General features: G+C 71.6%; 14 protein-coding genes. 4 read left to right on the plus strand and 10 right to left on the minus strand.

Annotation, left to right across the window (positions count from 1 at the left end; translation table 11 throughout):
- Positions 1-152 precede the first annotated feature (152 nt).
- From murD to rsmH, 7 genes are read right to left on the minus strand one after another with little or no spacing between them, the layout of a single operon-like run.
- A complete protein-coding gene (gene murD, locus OHB13_RS08205) occupies positions 153-1,526 on the minus strand; it encodes a UDP-N-acetylmuramoyl-L-alanine--D-glutamate ligase (protein ID WP_405945380.1) in 1,374 nt (457 codons plus the stop codon).
- A 32-nt stretch (positions 1,527-1,558) separates the two neighbouring features.
- Positions 1,559-2,629, minus strand: a complete 1,071-nt coding sequence (gene mraY, locus OHB13_RS08210) for a phospho-N-acetylmuramoyl-pentapeptide-transferase (protein ID WP_266857918.1) — start codon at positions 2,627-2,629, stop codon at positions 1,559-1,561.
- Entirely contained in the window at positions 2,626-4,047 is a 1,422-nt protein-coding gene (locus OHB13_RS08215; protein ID WP_266857916.1) for a UDP-N-acetylmuramoyl-tripeptide--D-alanyl-D-alanine ligase, read from the minus strand. Before OHB13_RS08215 ends, mraY begins: the two co-directional genes overlap by 4 nt.
- Positions 4,048-4,051: 4 nt before the next feature.
- A complete protein-coding gene (locus OHB13_RS08220; protein WP_266857915.1) occupies positions 4,052-5,725 on the minus strand; it encodes a UDP-N-acetylmuramoyl-L-alanyl-D-glutamate--2,6-diaminopimelate ligase in 1,674 nt (557 codons plus the stop codon).
- A 13-nt stretch (positions 5,726-5,738) separates the two neighbouring features.
- Positions 5,739-7,691 carry a peptidoglycan D,D-transpeptidase FtsI family protein gene (locus OHB13_RS08225; RefSeq protein WP_328376560.1) on the minus strand — a complete coding sequence of 651 codons (1,953 nt, stop codon included), beginning with the start codon at positions 7,689-7,691 and terminating at the stop codon, positions 5,739-5,741.
- A 4-nt stretch (positions 7,692-7,695) separates the two neighbouring features.
- On the minus strand, positions 7,696-8,199 hold the full coding sequence (locus tag OHB13_RS08230) for an FtsB family cell division protein (protein ID WP_266857911.1): 504 nt from the start codon (positions 8,197-8,199) through the stop codon (positions 7,696-7,698).
- Positions 8,196-9,152: a 16S rRNA (cytosine(1402)-N(4))-methyltransferase RsmH gene (gene rsmH, locus OHB13_RS08235; RefSeq protein WP_328376562.1), complete on the minus strand. Its 957-nt coding sequence runs from the start codon at positions 9,150-9,152 to the stop codon at positions 8,196-8,198. The genes OHB13_RS08230 and rsmH overlap by 4 nt, the downstream gene beginning before the upstream one ends.
- Positions 9,153-9,576: 424 nt before the next feature.
- On the opposite strand from rsmH, the gene OHB13_RS08240 reads away from it, so the two are divergent.
- The 4 genes from OHB13_RS08240 (at position 9,577) to OHB13_RS08255 (ending at position 15,263) form a co-directional block, all read left to right on the plus strand.
- Positions 9,577-10,158 carry a beta-class carbonic anhydrase gene (locus OHB13_RS08240; RefSeq protein ID WP_328376564.1) on the plus strand — a complete coding sequence of 194 codons (582 nt, stop codon included), beginning with the start codon at positions 9,577-9,579 and terminating at the stop codon, positions 10,156-10,158.
- A 256-nt stretch (positions 10,159-10,414) separates the two neighbouring features.
- The gene (locus tag OHB13_RS08245) at positions 10,415-11,410 is read left to right on the plus strand and encodes an AAA family ATPase (RefSeq protein ID WP_266857906.1); all 996 of its coding nucleotides are present in this window, start codon (positions 10,415-10,417) and stop codon (positions 11,408-11,410) included.
- Complete coding sequence (locus OHB13_RS08250) at positions 11,410-12,843, plus strand: DUF58 domain-containing protein (RefSeq protein WP_328376566.1); 1,434 nt, start codon at positions 11,410-11,412, stop codon at positions 12,841-12,843. Before OHB13_RS08245 ends, OHB13_RS08250 begins: the two co-directional genes overlap by 1 nt.
- Complete coding sequence (locus OHB13_RS08255; RefSeq protein ID WP_328376568.1) at positions 12,840-15,263, plus strand: transglutaminase TgpA family protein; 2,424 nt, start codon at positions 12,840-12,842, stop codon at positions 15,261-15,263. Before OHB13_RS08250 ends, OHB13_RS08255 begins: the two co-directional genes overlap by 4 nt.
- 122 nt (positions 15,264-15,385) lie before the next feature.
- Here OHB13_RS08255 and OHB13_RS08260 read toward each other — a convergent pair whose 3' ends face one another.
- The 3 genes from OHB13_RS08260 to OHB13_RS08270 all read right to left on the minus strand — a co-directional run bounded on the left by OHB13_RS08260 (position 15,386) and on the right by OHB13_RS08270 (position 17,452).
- Positions 15,386-15,778 (minus strand): DUF3040 domain-containing protein, encoded by a 393-nt coding sequence (locus OHB13_RS08260; RefSeq protein ID WP_266857900.1) that lies wholly within the window; start codon positions 15,776-15,778, stop codon positions 15,386-15,388.
- Positions 15,779-16,026: 248 nt separating this feature from the next.
- Positions 16,027-16,785, minus strand: a complete 759-nt coding sequence (locus OHB13_RS08265) for a methyltransferase (RefSeq protein ID WP_266857898.1) — start codon at positions 16,783-16,785, stop codon at positions 16,027-16,029.
- A gap of 94 nt (positions 16,786-16,879) precedes the next feature.
- Positions 16,880-17,452, minus strand: coding sequence for an SAV_6107 family HEPN domain-containing protein (locus OHB13_RS08270; protein ID WP_328376569.1), 573 nt, complete (start codon positions 17,450-17,452; stop codon positions 16,880-16,882).
- Positions 17,453-17,639: the final 187 nt, after the last annotated feature.

Raw genomic sequence — 17,639 nt, forward strand, 5'->3', positions numbered from 1 at the left:
TCTGCCGGGTCCCGGCGCGGGGCCGTACGGCCGGCCAGGAGACATGCTCCTAGTGCCACGGCAGGCAACGTTTGCCCCGTCGCGACGCCCGGCACGCACTCTCGCCGCACCGAACGCCGCTCCTTGACGGGCAAACCTTGCCTGCCGCGGCACTAGCCGCTCTCGGCGGCCAACTCGCGTACCGCGTCGGCGAATGCCTCGCCACGCTTGTTGTAGTTGGCGAACATGTCCATGGAGGCACAGGCCGGAGCCAGCAGGACCGTGTCCCCCGGCCGGGCGAGCCGTGCCGCCTCCCGGACCGCCGCCGACATCGCCCCAGTGTCGGTCCGGTCGAGGTCGACCACCGGTACTTCCGGGGCGTGTCGCGCCAGGGCTTCGGCGATGAGCGCCCGCTCGGCGCCGATCAGCACGACGGCCCGCAGGCGCTTCGCCGCCCCGCCGACCAGGTCGTCGAAGCTCGCGCCCTTGGCGAGACCGCCCGCGATCCAGACGATCGGGTCGTAGGCGGCCAGGGAGGCTTCGGTGGCATGGGTGTTGGTGGCCTTGGAGTCGTCGACGTACGCGACACCCGCGACGTCGGCCACCTTCTCGATGCGGTGCGGATCCGGCCGGAAGGCGCGGAGTCCGTCGCGTACGGCGGCCGGCGCCACGCCGTACGCGCGGGCCAGCGCGGCCGCGGCGAGGGCATTGGCGATGTTGTGCGGGGCCGGCGGGTTGACGTCCCCGATCTCGGCCAGCTCCTGGGCCTGCTTCTGGCGGTCGGCCACGAAGGCGCGGTCGACCAGGATCCCGTCGACCACGCCGAGCTGCGAGGGGCCCGGCGTGTCGAGGGTGAAGCCGATGGCCCGGCAGCCCTCCTCCACGTCGGCCGCGCGGACGAGTTCCTCGGTGGCGGGGTCCGCGGCGTTGTAGACGCAGGCGACGGTGTTGCCCTCGTAGACCCGGCCCTTGTCGGCCGCGTACGCCGCCATGGAGCCGTGCCAGTCGAGGTGGTCGGGCGCCAGGTTGAGCACGGCGGCCGAGTGGACGCGCAGGCTGGGCGCCCAGTGCAGCTGGTAGCTGGAGAGCTCCACGGCCAGTACGTCGTACTCCTCGTCGCCGAGGACGGCGTCCAGGAGCGAGACGCCGATGTTGCCGACGGCCTCGGTGCGCAGCCCGGCGGCGCGCAGGATCGAGGCGAGCATCCGTACGGTCGTGGTCTTGCCGTTGGTGCCGGTGACCGCGAGCCAGGGCGCGGCGCCCGGACGCCGCAGCCGCCAGGCGAGTTCGACGTCGCCCCAGACCGGCACCCCTGCTTCGGCCGCCGCCAGGAAGAGCGGCTTGTCCGGCCGCCAGCCGGGGGCGGTGACGACCAGTTCGGTGCCGTCCGGCAGGGTCGTCGCGTCGCCGAGGCGCACCGTGATGCCCAGCGCGGTGAGTTCGGCGGCCTGGGCGCGGGCGCGCTCGTCCGCGCCCTCGTTGACGACGGTGACCTCGGCGCCGAGGCCGTGCAGGGCGCGCGCCGCCGGAAGCCCGGAGACGCCCATGCCCGCCACGGTGACGCGCTTGCCCTGCCAGATCACTTGGCGGCCGCCCAGCCCGCGTAGAAGAGCCCGAGGCCGACGATCACGCACATGCCCTGGATGATCCAGAAGCGGACCACGACAAGGACTTCGGACCACCCCTTGAGTTCGAAGTGGTGCTGGAGTGGCGCCATCTTGAAGACGCGCTTGCCGGTCATCTTGAAGGAGCCGACCTGGATCACGACGGACATGGTGATCAGGACGAAGAGGCCGCCGAGGATGGCCATCAGGAACTCGGTGCGGGAGCAGATGGCGAGCCCGGCGAGCGCGCCGCCCAGCGCCAGCGACCCGGTGTCGCCCATGAAGATCTTGGCGGGCGATGTGTTCCACCACAGGAAGCCGAAGCAGGCGCCCATCAGGGCCGATGCGACGACTGCCAGGTCCAGTGGGTCTCTGACTTCGAAGCAGGCGCTGGGGTTGGTCAGGGTCGCCGCGTTGGCGCAGGACTCCTGGAACTGCCAGACACCGATGAAGGTGTACGCGCCGAAGACCATCACGGAGGCACCGGTGGCGAGGCCGTCGAGGCCGTCGGTGAGGTTCACCCCGTTCGACATGGCCAGGATCATGAACAGCGCCCAGACGACGAAGAGGACCGGTCCGATCGACCAGCCGAAGTCCGAGACGAAGGAGAGCTTCGTGGAGGCCGGCGTGTAGCCGCGCGAGTCCTTGAACATCAGGGCCAGGACGGCGAAGGCGATACCGACGATCAGCTGGCCGGCCATCTTCGCCTTGGCCCGCAGGCCCAGCGAGCGCTGCTTGACGATCTTGATGTAGTCGTCGAGGAACCCGACCAGACCCATCCCCGCCATCAGGAAGAGCACCAGCACACCCGAGAACGTCATCGGGTCGCCGGTGATCAGCTTGGTGGCGAGGTACGCGATGATCGTGGCCAGGATGAAGGCGATACCACCCATGGTCGGCGTACCGCGCTTGCCGTGGTGGCCGCGCGGTCCGTCGTCCCGGATGAACTGCCCGTACCCCTTGCGGGCGAGCAGCTTGATCAGCAGCGGTGTGCCGACCAGGGTGAGGAAGAGTCCGATGACTCCCGAGAAGAGAATCTGCTTCATCGGGCGGCGACCTCGCCCTCGGTACCACCGTCGAGCAGCGCGTTCGCCACCTGCTCCAACCCCACCGACCTGGACGCCTTCACCAGCACGACGTCTCCCTCACGCAGTTGACTGCGCAACAGGTCGACGGCCGCCTGCGCGTCGGACACGTGCACCGACTCCTCACCCCACGAACCCTCGTTATAGGCGCCCAGTTGCAGCCAGGACGCTTCCCTGCCCCCGACTGCCACGAGCTTGCTCACGTTGAGCCGGACGGCCAGCCGTCCGACCGCGTCGTGCTCGGCGAGTGACTCGTCTCCGAGCTCGGCCATCTGACCGAGCACCGCCCACGTGCGTCCCCCCTTCGCCTGTGAGGCCTTGCCCATGGCCGCCAGCGCACGCAGCGCGGCTCGCATGGATTCGGGGTTCGCGTTGTAGGCGTCGTTGACGACCGTCACACCGTCCGGACGCTCGGTGACCTCCATGCGCCAGCGGGAGAGCGTGCCTGCCTCGGAGAGCGCCGTTGCGATCTCGTCAGCGGACATGCCCAACTCATGTGCGACGGCGGCCGCGGCGAGCGCGTTCGACACGTGGTGCTCACCGTACAGGCGCAAGGTCACCTCGCTGCACCCGGTGGGTGTGTGCAGCGTAAATGCGGCCTGCCCGGTGTCGGTCAGGCGGACCTTCTCGGCACGTACGTCCGCTTCATCCGCCTCTCCGAAGAGCAGGAGGCGCGCCTTGGTCCGGGAGGACATGGCACGTACGAGCGGGTCGTCGGCGTTGAGCACGGCGACGCCGTGCTCCGGAAGCGACTCGACCATCTCGCCCTTGGCCTGGGCGATCTGCTCGCGGCCGCCGAACTCCCCGATGTGCGCGGTCCCGACGTTGAGGACGAGACCGGTCTTCGGCGGCACCAGGCCGGTGAGGTAGCGGATGTCGCCGATGTAGCGCGCACCCATTTCGAGAACCAGGTAACGGGTGTTCTCGTCGGCCCGCAGCGCGGTGAGGGGCAGGCCGATCTCGTTGTTCAGATTTCCTTCCGGGTAGACCGTCGGACCCTTGCGCTCCAGGAGTTGGGCGATCAGGTCCTTGGTCGACGTCTTGCCGGCGGAACCGGTGAGTGCGACGACTTCGGTACCCAGGCGCTCCACGACGGTACGCGCGAGCGTCCCGAGCGCGGCGGTCACGTCGGGCACCACGATGGCCGGCACGCCGACGGGCCGGGTGGCCAGCACGGCCGACGCTCCGGCTTCGACGGCGCTCCGCGCGTAGTCGTGGCCGTCTACGCGCTCACCGGCGAACGCGACGAAGAGACTGCCGGGCCGCACCGCGCGGGAGTCGGTGACGACAGGACCGGTGACCAGGACGGACGGATCCGGTATGTCGTGCGACTGCCCGCCGATGATGTCGGCGATCTCGGAGAGGGAAAGGGCGATCACTTGGTCATCCCTGACTGTTGTTCTCGATTGCTGCGCGCTCGATTGCTGCGCGGAGGACCTGGCGGTCGTCGAAGGGGCGTACCACGCCGGCAATGTCCTGGCCCTGCTCATGGCCCTTGCCTGCGACCAGCACGGTGTCGCCGGGGCGGGCGCGGGCCACGGCCGCGGCGATGGCCGCCGCGCGGTCGGAGTCGATCAGCACGTCGCCGCGCTCGTGCACCGGGACCTCGGCGGCGCCGGCGATCATCGCGGCGAGGATCGCGAGGGGGTCCTCGCCGCGCGGGTTGTCGGAGGTCAGTACGGCGGTGTCGGCGAGGCGGGCAGCCGCCGCGCCCATCGGGCCGCGTTTGGTCTTGTCGCGGTCGCCGCCGCAGCCGAGCACGATGTGCAGGCTGCCCTCGGTGACCTTGCGCAGAGCGCGCAGCACCGACTCGACGGCGTCCGTCTTGTGCGCGTAGTCGACGACGGCGAGGTACGGCTGCCCGGCGTCCACCCGCTCCAGCCTGCCCGGCACCCCGGGGACGGCGGCGATGCCGTCGGCCGCGGTCTGCGGGTCGGTGCCCGCGACGGCGAGGGTGACGATCGCGGCGAGGGTGTTGGCCACGTTGAAGGGGCCGGCCAGCGGCGAGGTGGCGGCGATGCGCTGTCCCTGCGGGCCGACGGCGGTGAAGGTGCTGGTGAACAGGGCGACTTCGACGTCCTCGGCCCGCCAGTCGGCGTCCGGATGCCCCTCGGCGGAGAAGGTGGTGATGGGGACGGTCGCCTCGTCGACGAGCCGGCGGCCGTACTCGTCGTCGTAGTTGACGACGCCGACCTTGCTGCGCAGCGGGGTGAACAGCTGTGCCTTGGCCTGGAAGTAGTCCTCCATCCCGGAGTGGAACTCCATGTGCTCCGGGCTGAGGTTGTTGAAGACCGCGACGTCGAAGACGCAGGCGTCGACCCGGCCGAGCACCAGCGCGTGGCTGGAGACCTCCATGGCGACCGTGTCGACCCCGCGCTCGCGCATGACCGCGAACAGCGCCTGGAGGTCGGTGGCTTCGGGGGTGGTGCGCTCGGACTTGATGCGCTCGTCGCCGATCCGCATCTCGACCGTGCCGATGAGGCCGCTGAGGTGCCCGGCCGCCCGGATGCCGCCCTCGACCAGATACGCCGTGGTGGTCTTGCCCGATGTGCCGGTGATGCCGATCTGGAGGAGATCGCGGCCGGGGTGGCCGTAGATCTCCGCGGCCAGTTCGCCCATGACGGCCCGCGGGTCGGGGACGGTCAGCACGGGGAGCCCGGTGGCCTCGGCCCGTTCGGTGCCCGTGGGGTCCGTGAGCACCGCGGCGGCTCCCAGGCCTGCCGCCTGCTCGACGAAGTCGGCGCCGTGCAGCCGGGCGCCGGGGAGTGCGGCGTACAGGTCTCCGGGCCGCACGGCCCGGGAGTCATGGGTGATGCCGGTGACCTCAGCGGCACCGGGTGACGCGATGCCCACTCGTCCTGCCAGATCCCCCAGAGGGGTCGGTCGGACCTCGGCCGGACGGGGTGCTCCCGGATAGGTCACAGAAAGGTCTTTCTGGGCGATTTGGTACTGATCAGCGTGTGGCACGGCGGTGAGCGTACCGGGCGCACCGGGCTCCCCGCGAAGTGAGGGTGCGGCGGTGTTCCGGTTCCCCGGCTCGGGGGTGATCGTCGTCACTGATGGTTCCCAGTCACTGGTGAGGGCCGAAGGTGACCGGCAGCGGGTCGGCCTTCTTGCCGGTCGGCGGGGTCTGGAGGGTCTTGAGGGCGAACTCCATGACCTTTTTGTAGACAGGGCCACAGGTGGAGCCGCCGAAGTGGCTTCCGCTGGTGGGGTTCTGGATGGCGCAGTAGACGGTGACCCGGGGTTTGTCGGCGGGGGCGAAGCCCGCGAAGGAGGCGGTGTATCCGCTGTAGCGGCCTGTCTTCGGGTCCACCCGGTTGGCCGTTCCCGTCTTGCCCGCGACCCGGTAGCCGGGGATACGGGCGGAGATGCCGGTGCCCTCCACATCGCTGACGACCGACTCCAGCATCCGGGAGACCGTCTTCGCCGTCCGCTCGCTCACGACCCGGCTCTCCTTCGGGGCCGGCGACGGGGTGAAGCGGCCGTCGGGGCCCTTGATGCCGCTGATCAGCGAGGGCTGCACGCGTACACCGCCGTTGGCGATCGTGGAGTACACGGAGGCCGCCTGGAGCGCGCTGAGCGAGAGCCCCTGTCCGAACGGGATCGTGTACTGCTGGGACGTCGACCAGTCCTGCGGCTTGGCCAGGATCCCCGATGTCTCGCCGGGGAAGCCGACCCCGGTGGGACTTCCGATGCCGAACTTGTGCAGATAGGAGTAGAGGACCCTGTTGGCCTCGGGCTGCGTCTTGCCGAGCTGGCCCGCGGCCTCGATGGTGCCGATGTTGCTGGACTTGGCCAGTACGCCGTTGAGCGTCAGCGACCAGGTGTCGTGGTCGACGTCGTCCTTGAAGAGCCGGTCCCCGCGGTGCAGCCGGTTGGGGACGGTGACATGGGTCGTCGGGGTGGCCACCCCCTGCTGGATGATGGCGGCCATGGACATGATCTTGCTGACGGAGCCCGGCTCGTAGGCGTCCTGGACCGCGGCGTTGCCGAGTGCGGCGGGGTCGGCGTGGGTCAGGTCGTTGGGGTCGAAGCCGGGCGCGTCGGCCATGGCGAGGACCTGACCGCTCCTGGTGTCCTGCACCACCACATAGCCGCGGTCGGCCCTGGACTCCTTCACCTGGGCGGCGATGGCGCTCTGCGCGGCCCACTGGATGTCGCGGTCCAGGGTCAGTTCGACGTCCGAGCCGGGGACGGCCGGCTTCTCGCTCGTCCCGGCGGTCGGCACCGTACGGCCGCCCGACTGGGCATAGGTGATCTTGCCGTTCTTGCCCGCCAGCTCCTTGTTCAGCGAGGACTCCAGGCCGCCGGCGCCCTGGCCCGCCGAGTTGACCCAGCCGAGCACCCCGGCTGCGAGGTCGCCGTTCGGATACACGCGTTTGGTGCTCGGCTCCTGGAAGACCCCGGCCATCACATCGGCACCCTTGCCGCCCTTGGCCTTGTCCGCGGACGCCTTCTGCGCGAAGACGTTCTTCAGGTCCTTGATCTGGTTCCAGACCTGCGGGGTCTGCCGGCTCGCCAGCAGTACGTAACGGGTGTCGGGCGTCCTGAGTTTCCGCGCGATCGCCTCGGCGTCCTCACCGAGGATCGGCGCGAGCAGAGCGCCCGCCTGCTCGGGGGCGTCGGTTGCGTGGCTCTGGGCCCGGCTGAACATCGTGGGGTCGGCCGTGATGTCGTACGCGTCGACGCTGGCGGCCAGGGCCACACCGCTGCGGTCGGTGATCTCCCCGCGCTCGGCGGTCAGCGTGTGGCTGAGATAGCGGTTCTTGTCCGCCTTGGCCGTGTAGGCACTCGCGTCGATGGCCTGGACCTGGAGCAGCCGTACGACGAAGACCGCCATCACGAGGGCCAGGGCGAGGCTGACGAGCCGCAGCCGGGGGCGCGGGCTGCCGAGCCGCAGTGTCCTGGGCCGGCGTGCGGGGCGCGGGCGGCGCTGCCCCGGGCGTGCGCTCCGTGCGGCGGGCCGTGCCGGACGCGCGGGTCCTGGTACGCGGCGGCGCGGGGGTTCCTTGGACGGCACTGCGTCACCTGCCGGGGGTATGGGTCGGCGCCGCTGTCGTGCCGGCCGGCGCGGAGGGCGCGCCGCCCGAGGGGGTCGCGGCCGGTGCCGAAGGGGTGGCGGACGGCTTGGGCGTGGCCGGGGGCGGCGGTGCGGGCTGCGCCGTGGACTCGGCGGCCTGGCCCAGGACCTTGCCGTCCGGGTCGAGGAAGGCGGGGCCGCCGCCCGGCACCATGCCGAGTTCGCGGGCCCGCTTCTCCAGCGCCCCGGGTGCGGAGCGGCCGTCGACGTCCCGCTGCAGCGCCTGTTCCTCGTCGGTCAGCTCGGTGATCTGCTTCTGGTCCTTGCTGAGCTTGAAGGAACCTTCGTTCAGCGCCGAGTTGAGCAGCAGGAGCGTGATCAGGCCACCGCCGAGCAGCACCACGACCAGCAGCACGAAGGGCATCCGGGCCGCTCTGCCGGGCCCGGCCGGCATCAGCGCGGCGAGCCGCGCGGCCCGGCCCTTCAACTGCCGGGGCGGCTTGCTCACAGCGCCTCCTCGCGGATGCGCTGCGCACCCCGCAACCGGGCGGGTGCCGCGCGCCTGTTGTCCGCGACCTCCTCCTCCGCGGGAAGTTCCGCACCGCGGGTGAGGAGCTTGAGCCGTGGCTGGTAACGCTCGGGAACCACCGGCAGACCGGCCGGCGCCGTGTTGGCAGCGCCCGCCGCGAAGACCTGTTTGACCAGCCGGTCCTCAAGCGAGTGGTACGAGAGGACGGCGATGCGCCCGCCCACGGCGAGGCTCTTCACGGCGGCCGGAATGGCACGCTCCAGCACGGTCAGTTCGCCGTTGACCTCGATGCGCAGGGCCTGGAAGGTGCGCTTGGCGGGGTTGCCGCCGGTGCGCTTGGCGGCCTGCGGCAGCGAGTCGCGGATCAGCTCGACCAGCCGGGCGCTGTTGGTGAACGGTTCCCTCTCGCGCTCCCGTACGACAGCGGAGACGATCCGCTTGGCCTGCTTCTCCTCGCCGTACGCGCGCAGGATCCGGACCAGTTCGCCGGGCGGGTAGGTGTTGAGCACCTCCGCGGCGCCCATGCCGGTCGTCTGGTCCATCCGCATGTCGAGCGGGGCGTCCTGGGCATAGGCGAAACCGCGGTCCGCCTCGTCCAGCTGCATCGACGAGACGCCGAGGTCGAAGAGGACTCCCTGTACGCGCGGGACGTCCAGCCGGTCCAGGACCTCGGGCAGTTCGTCGTAGACGGCGTGCACCAAGGTGGCCCGGTCGCCGAACGGCGCGAGCCGCTCGCCGGAGAGCCGCAGGGCTTCCTTGTCGCGGTCGAGTGCGATCAGCCGGGCCGCCGGGAAGGTCGAAAGGAGCGCCTCGCTGTGGCCGCCGAGGCCGAGGGTGCAGTCGACGACGACCGCACCGGGCTGGGCGAGCGCCGGGGCCAACAGGTCCAGGCATCGCTGGAGCATCACCGGGACATGTCGGGACTGGCTCATGCGCCCTCTCAGGTACGGCGCGGCCGGACGTACTGCCGGGTCCCCGCCCGCTCGGAAGGGGACGGCCCGCCGGCGCCGGGAAGGGCGTCGGCCGGCCGGCGAGCGGGAGAGGGCCGGGCCGTACGTACGCCGCGCATGCGCGGGTGTGCGGGATGTGTCCGTCAAGCAGATGTGTCTGCGGTGAGTGACCGTGAGGAGTGCGCCCGTACAGCACGTGACGACGCTCACGCCTCCCACTTCGCGCCACTTTAGTCCACTCGTCCCCCCGGTCAATCAACCGCCCAGCGCGCCGCGAACCCCGGCTTTCACCCGAACGGGTTACTGGCCATCACCGCTGTGGATTAGCTCACAACCGCCCGTGTTGACACTTTTTTTCCGGCCCCCTGGCAGGACCGTTCGATCAACGGCGGCTACCGTCATACACATGTCGACCGCTGCGCACTCTCCCGCAGAGCCCACCCCGTCCCGTCCGCACCTGGCTGTGTCCGACGGCGGAACGGTGACCGACCGGCTCGTCGAGTCCAACCGCCACTACGCCGAGGCGTTCAAGGACCCTGGCATGGACGCGCGCCCCGTACTCCAGGTGGCTGTGGTCGCGTGCATGGACGCGCGACTCGACCTGCACAAGGCTCTCGGGCTCGATCTCGGTGACTGCCACACGATCCGCAACGCGGGCGGTGTGGTCACCGACGACGTCATCCGGTCCCTGACCATCAGCCAGCGCGCCCTGGGCACCCGGAGCGTGATACTGATCCACCACACCAGCTGCGGTCTGGAGAGCCTCACCGAGGACTTCCGGATCGAGCTGGAGGAAGAGGTGGGTCAGCGTCCGCCCTGGGCTGTGGAGTCCTTCCGCGATGTCGACCAGGACGTACGCCAGTCGATGCAGCGTGTGCGGACCTCGCCCTTCCTGCTGCACACCGACGACGTCCGGGGCTTCGTCTTCGACGTACGGGCGGGGCTTCTGCGCGAGATCGACCCGGCCGGTCAGAACCCTCAGGAGTGAGGTCCCGGGCTGCCGTTCGCACCCTCGGAGCAGGACGAAACCACGGCAACCTGCGACATATCCGGCCCACTTGTCCACATGCGAGTGACACGAAGCGGTAACGGCAACAACAATGCGAGGGCGACACCTCGTCCGGATCCCTCCGGGCGGGGCGTCAGCTGTTCGGGGTTGGGCCGGGGCCGTACGCAGCGCCCAGGCCCGTGGACGGGTATCCCCTGCTTCTCAGGAGCGTGGGAGTAGGGCCGAGGAGGGCCGGGTGACGACCTATGACGATCGAGCGAGCCTCGCGGATCTGACGACCACGGCGGAGCGTATCCGCGGGTCGGTGGAGGGTGTGATCGAGGGCAAGCCCGAGGTCGTACGGCTTTCGCTGACCGTGCTGCTCGCCGAGGGGCATCTCCTCATCGAGGATGTGCCGGGCGTCGGCAAGACCATGCTGGCCAAGGCGCTGGCCCGTACCATCGACTGCTCGGTGCGGCGCATCCAGTTCACGCCCGACCTGCTGCCTTCGGACATCACCGGTGTCTCGATCTTCGACCAGCAGCGGCGCGACTTCGAGTTCAAGCCCGGGGCGATCTTCGCGCAGATCGTGATCGGCGACGAGATCAACCGCGCATCGCCGAAGACCCAGTCGGCGCTGCTCGAATCGATGGAGGAGCGCCAGGTCACCATCGACGGGAAGACGTACGAGCTGCCCGCCCCGTTCATGGTGGTGGCCACGCAGAACCCGGTGGAGATGGAGGGCACCTACCCGCTCCCCGAGGCGCAGCGCGACCGGTTCATGGCGCGGGTCTCCATCGGCTATCCCAGCCCCGAGGCCGAACTCCAGATGCTCGACGTGCACGGCGGTGTCTCACCGCTCGACGACCTCCAGCCGGTGGCGCACGCCCACGAGATCCTGAAGCTCATCGACGCGGTGCGCGCGGTGCACGTCGCCGACGCGGTGCGGCGGTACGCGGTGCAGCTGGTGACAGCCACCCGCAGCCACCCGGACCTCAGACTCGGCGCTTCCCCGCGCGCCACCCTGCACCTGCTGCGGGCCGCCAAGGCGTCGGCGGCGCTGAGCGGACGGGAGTACGCGCTGCCCGACGACGTCCAGGCGCTGGCCGTCGCGGTGCTCGCGCACCGGCTGCTGCCCACGGCCCAGGCCCAGTTGAACCGCCGTACCGCCGAGCAGGTCGTCCTGGAGATCCTCCAGCGGACTCCCGTTCCCGCGTACAACAACCAGCAGCCCGGCGCCCGGCGGCTGTGATGGCCGTCGGGGGTGCTCCGGCCGCCGCCGACGAGGACAGCGGCGGGCTGCGGACCGCGCTGTCGGGGCTGACCACACGGGGCCGCTCGTTCATCGCGGCAGGTGTCGCCGCGGCGGTCTGCGCGTATGTCCTGGGCCAGAGCGATCTGTTGCGGGTGGGGCTGCTGCTCGCCGTGCTGCCGCTGGTGTGCGTGGCCGTGCTGTTCCGTACGCGGTACCGCGTCGCGGCCAGCAGGCGGCTCTCCCCCGCCCGGGTGCCCGCCGGGTCCGAGGCCCGCGTCCATCTGCGGATGGACAACGTCTCGCGGCTGCCCACGGGGCTGCTGATGCTCCAGGACCGGGTGCCGTACGTGCTGGGGCCGCGGCCCCGTTTCGTCCTGGACCGGGTGGAGGCGGGCGGGCGGCGCGAGGTGTCGTACCGGGTCCGCTCCGATCTGCGCGGGCGGTATCCGCTGGGCCCGCTCCAGCTGCGGCTCACCGACCCGTTCGGGATGTGCGAGCTGACCAGGTCGTTCAGCGCGCACGACACCCTGACGGTGATTCCCAGGACCGAGCAGCTGCCGCCGGTCCGGCTGACCGGTGAGTCGGCCGGGTACGGGGACGGCAGACAGCGCTCGCTCGCGCTGGCCGGCGAGGACGATGTGATCCCGCGCGGATACCGGCACGGCGACGATCTGCGCCGGGTGCACTGGCGCTCCACCGCCCGCTACGGCGAGCTGATGGTGCGCCGCGAGGAGCAGCCGCAGCGGGCCCGCTGCACGGTGCTGCTCGACACCCGCCGGACCGCCTATCAGGGCGCGGGGCCGGACTCGGCCTTCGAATGGGCCGTGTCGGGGGCGGCGTCGGCGCTGGTGCACGTGCTCGAACGGGGCTTCTCGGTACGGCTGCTGACGGACACGGGCAGCTCGGTGCCGGGCGAGGGCTCGGGGGGATTCGCCGGGGCCACCCAGGAGTCCGCCGACTCGGCCGGGCTGATGATGGACACGCTCGCCGTCGTCGGACACTCCGACGGGGCCGGGCTCTCCCGCTCGTACGACGTGCTGCGCGGCGGGAACGAAGGACTTCTCGTCGCCTTCTTCGGCAGTCTGGACGAGGAGCAGGCCGCGGTCGCCGCCCGGATGCGGCAGCGCAGTGGGGCCGCCGTCGCCTTCGTACTGCACAGTGACGCCTGGGTGCACGGTGAGGCGGCGGAGGACGGCACCCGGACACTGCGGCTGCTGCGGGACGCCGGCTGGACCGCGCTGGAGGTCGGGCCCGGGGCGGTGCTCACCGAGCTGTGGCGGCAGGCGGGGCAGCAGCGCGGCGGTACGGGCCCGGCGTCCTGGTACGGCGGCACAGCGGCTACGGGCGGCGGCACGGCGGCGACGGGAACCGGCGCGGGCAGTGGCACAGGCGCCGCAGGCACAGGCGCAAGCACAGGGGGATGGTCATGAGCAGCCGGGCGAGGCTGGCGCTGTGCGCCTACGCGGCCACGATGCTGGCCGCGTGTGCGCTGCTGCCGCTCGTCCAGCCGGTCACGTGGATCATCCAGGCCGCACTGCTGCTGGCCGTACAGAGCGGCGTGGGCGCGCTGGCCCGGCGGGTCCCGCTGGCGCGGCCCCTGACCGTGGCGGCGCAGGCGGTGACCGCGCTGCTGATGCTGACCGTGGTCTTCGCGCACGGCCAGGCGCTCGGCGGCATCGTGCCGGGCCCGGAGGCCGTTGAGCATTTCGGGGCGATGCTGCGGACGGGCGCCGACGACATCGGGCAGTACTCGATACCGGCGCCGACGACCGCGAGCATACGGCTGATGCTGTTCGGCGGAGTACTGGTGGTCGGGCTGCTGGTGGACGCGCTGGCGGTGACGTTCCGGAGTGCCGCGCCGGCCGGACTGCCGCTCCTCGCGCTGTACTCGGTGGCGGCCGGCATCTCGCAGAGCAGCGCGGCCTGGCTGTGGTTCGTGCTCGCCGCGTCCGGTTATCTGCTGCTCCTGCTGGCCGAGAGCAAGGAGAGGCTCTCCCAGTGGGGACGGGTCTTCGGCGGCTCGCCCCGCGAGCGCGGGAGCGCCGGTTCCACGGGCGGTACGGGCGGCCCGTCGGCGCCGGTCCGCACGGGGCGGCGCATCGGGGTGGCCGCGCTGGGGTTCGCCCTGGTGCTCCCGGCCGCGCTGCCCGCGATGGACACCGGGCTGCTCGGCGGCGCGGGGCGGGGCACCGGAGCCGGGGGCGGCGGGACCATCTCCGCGGTCAACCCGCTGGTCTCGCTGCAGAACAGCCTCACCCAGTCCGACGACCGCGAGGTGCTGCGCTACCGCACCAACGCGGTCGACACCGACGGGATGTATCTGCGGATCGTCTCGCTGGACCAGTTCGACGGCACCGCGTGGAAGTCGTCGGAGCGCCGGATCCAGGGCGTTCCGAAGGAACTGCCGAGACCGGAGGGGCTCGGCTCCGATGTGGGCACCACCGAGGTCAAGACCAATATCTCGGCGGCCGGCTGGTACGCGCAGAACTGGCTGCCGCTCCCCTATCCGGCGACGAAGGTGGACATCAAGGGCCGCTGGCGCTTCGAGCCGGCCGGGCGGACGCTCGTCGGCGACCGCGGGCAGACCACCCGCGGTGCGCAGTACGGCGTGGACAGCCTGGTCGTACAGCCGACGCCGGCGCAGCTGGCCTCGGCCCCGCCTGCGCCCGACGCCCTGCTCCGGGAGTACACGGAGGTGCCGGGCTCGCTGCCCGGCGTGGTGAAATCCACGGCGGAGCAGGTGACGAAGGGCGCCACGAACGACTACCAGCGTGCGGTCAAACTGCAGGACTGGTTCGCGTCGGAGGGCGGCTTCACCTACGACACTCAGGTGCAGTCGGGCACCGGTACCGAAGCCATCGCGCGCTTCCTGAAGGAGAAGCAGGGCTTCTGTGTCCATTTCGCCTTCACGATGGCGGCGATGGCCAGGACGCTGCACATCCCGGCCAGGGTCTCGGTGGGCTTCACTCCGGGCACCGCGCAGCCGGACGGCACGATGTCGGTCGGGCTGCGCGACGCGCACGCCTGGCCCGAGCTGTACTTCGAGGGGGTGGGCTGGACACGCTTCGAGCCGACGCCCACCCGTGGTTCCGTACCGTCCTACACCCAGGCGGACAACTCCTCCGACGGTCCGGCCTCTCCTGCGCAGCCGGAGTCCACGTCATCGCCCGCTCCGGAGGCGACCCCGTCCGCGGCGTCCGCCTGTCCGCCGCAGCTGCGCAAGATCAGCGGGTGCGGGGCAGCGGCACAGGGCGGCGGAGTGCCGCCGGCCGGCCGGGGCACCGGCCTGGGCGCGGAGGTGGGCCTGGGGCTGGCTGCACTGCTCGTGGTCCTGCTGCTCGTGCTGCCGATGCTCTGGCGTATCAGAGCGCGGGCCCGGCGGCTGGGGTCCGGCGGGCGCACGCCCGGGTCCGCCGGAGCGTCGGCGGCAGAGCGGACGCTGTCGGCCTGGCGGGAGATCACCGATTCGGCGTGGGACTACGGGGTCCGGCCCGATGACTCGCTCACCCCTCGGAAGTCGGCCGACCGGATCGTACGGACCGGTGGGCTGGCGGGTCCGGCGGCCGATGCGGTGCACCGGGCCGCGCACGCGGTGGAGCAGGTGCTGTACGCGCCCCGAGCCGGTGAGGTGGGCCGCCTCACCGATGACGTCCTGCTGGTCCGGGCCGCGCTGCGGACCGGTGCGGGCCGGGTGACACGGGTCCGTGCGGTGCTGGCGCCGTCCTCATCCGTACGAGTGGTGTGGGAGATCTCCCGGCGCCGGGAGCGTGCGGCGGACCGCTGGGGCCGCCGCCGTGCGGGGCTGGGCAGGCGGATGGCGAATCTGCGGCCCTCCCGGCAGCGCGGCTGAACCGCCCGCGCACGGGCCGCCGGGGGCCGGTCATGGCTGAGGGGCGACCGCTTCCGGGCGGTCGCCCCTCGATCGCTGGTCCGTTGCTGGTCCAGCGTTGGTCCATCGTCGGACAGCCGGGGTCAGTGCCCCTGTTCGTCGCGGCGGCGCTGCCAGCGCTCCTCGATGCGATTCATCACCGAACGGTGTTTCCTGGCCTGCCGGCCCGGGGCCGGGGCTCCGGCCTGTTGCTGTTCACCGGGCTTGGGCGCTTTGCGCCATCCGGTGACCGCGAGCACCGCGCAGCCGAGCATGACGAGGAACCCCACCACACTGATCCAGATCTGCTGAGCGACCATTCCTGCCATGAGGAGGGCGATACCCACCAGAAAGCCAGCGATCGCCTGGTACACCCGGCGACGGGTGTACGTACGCAGCCCGCTTCCCTCAAGCGCTGTCGCGAACTTGGGATCTTCGGCGTACAGCGCTCGCTCCATCTGCTCGAGCATGCGCTGCTCGTGCTCCGAGAGCGGCACGGAGTCCTCCTACTCGTCGGTCGCGGGGTACGACCGTGATGCGGCCCTTCCAGAATAGGCAGGGATTCGCCCCCGTGAAACCCGCCCTCTACGCCAATTCACCATCCGGGCCGCCATGCAGGCACAGCTGCCGGGGCGTGCATTCCCCGACGGCCGGACCGTCATGCCGGATGGTTACCCCGATCATACGGGGACTAGCCCCCGTATGGGGGGCCTGTGTGTCAGTCCGTGCGCGACTGCACTGCTGATCAGCCCTGCTTCTCGCCCAGAACGTGCAGCTGGGTGGCGACCGAGTGGAAGGCGGGCAGCTCCGCCGCGGCCGCCTCCAGCTTCAGCAGAGCCTCCAGGGCACCCGGCTCGGTGTCGACCAGAACCCCGGGAACCAGGTCGGCGAAGACCCGGACACCGTGCACCGCGCCGACCTCCAGACCGGCCGTGGTGACCAGCCCGGTGAGCTGTTCCGCGCTGAAGCGCCGGGGCACCGGGTCGCCGTCGCCCCAGCGTCCCGCCGGGTCCGTCAGCGCCTGCCTGGCTTCGCTGAAGTGCCCGGCCAGCGCCCGGGCCAGGACGGCGCCACCGAGCCCGGCGGCGAGCAGGCTGAGCGCGCCGGAGGGGCGGAGCGCGTCCACCGCGTTCCTGATGCCCTCGGCCGGGTCCTCCACGTATTCGAGGACGCCGTGGCAGAGCACCGCGTCGTATCCGCCGCGCTCCACCACGTCGAACAGGCCGAGCACATCGCCCTGCACCCCGCGCACCCGGTCCGCGACCCCGGCCTCCGCGGCCCTGCGCTCCAGGCCGAAGAGCGCGTTGGGGCTGGGGTCGACCACGGTGACCCGGTGACCGAGGAGGGCGACGGGCACCGCGAAGTTCCCGGTGCCGCCGCCGGTGTCCAGGACGTCCAGGGTGGACCGGCCGGACGCTTCGGCCCGACGGTCGAGGGCGTCCTTGAGTACGTCCCACACCACGGCGGTACGAAGGGAGGCGCGGGGGCGCGGCTGGTCCGACACGGCGGTTGACTCCTCGGCGCGGTGCCGCCGCGGACGGCGGGCCGTAGACAGCAAAGACTGGCTCCCACCCTATTGCCTTGGAAGGTCCCCCTGGTCACCCCACGTGCTCACCCCGTGGGGGTTGCTCCGTCCCGGGCCGCGGCAGCACCGGCTGGAGGGCCAGCAACCGCTCGACCAGGCGCAGGAACATGGCCGCGTCGCGCAGCAGATCGTCGGCGTCGCGGCTGCTCGCCGCGCCCGGTATACCGGCCTCGGCCCTGGCCCTGCGGCCGGCTCCGGAGGCGAAGAGGGCACTCCACTCGGTCAGCTCGGGCGCGAGCTCCGGCAGCAGCTCCCAGGCCGTACGGATGGCGTTCCGGCGGCGGGGGCCGCCCGCTTTCCTGCGCGGCACCTCCTCGGGCCTGGCCCGCGAGGCGAGGACCGCGGCGGCGGTACGCAGCGCGGCAAGGTGGGCCGTCGCGTACCGCTCGTTGGGCGCTTCGAGCCCGGCGGCCTCGTCCAGTCCGGCCCGCGCCTGGGTCAGCAGGTCGAGGGCGGCAGCGGGCGCCGTGCTGCGGCGCGCGACCGGGTGGATGTCGCCCGCGGGGACGAATGGAGCGGGGACAAGTGAAGGGGCAGGGGCGGTGACACGGTGCCGGTGGGCTGGTGCGGCGTTCGAGCCGGCCATGACGGAACCTCCTGTCGTCGTGTGACGGCACTGTGGCCGTCTGTGCCCATCGTGCGGGCCACCACTGACAATCGGCTCTGACCTGGGCCTTCACAAAGAAAGAGCGCCGCCCGTCCCGGCCCGGTCTCCCGGGCCGTTCCTGGCGGCGCTTCCCCCGTACTCCCCCGCTGTACTCCCCCGTACATCC

Source organism: Streptomyces sp. NBC_00440 (genome assembly GCF_036014215.1).
In the GTDB taxonomy this organism is placed as follows: domain Bacteria; phylum Actinomycetota; class Actinomycetes; order Streptomycetales; family Streptomycetaceae; genus Streptomyces.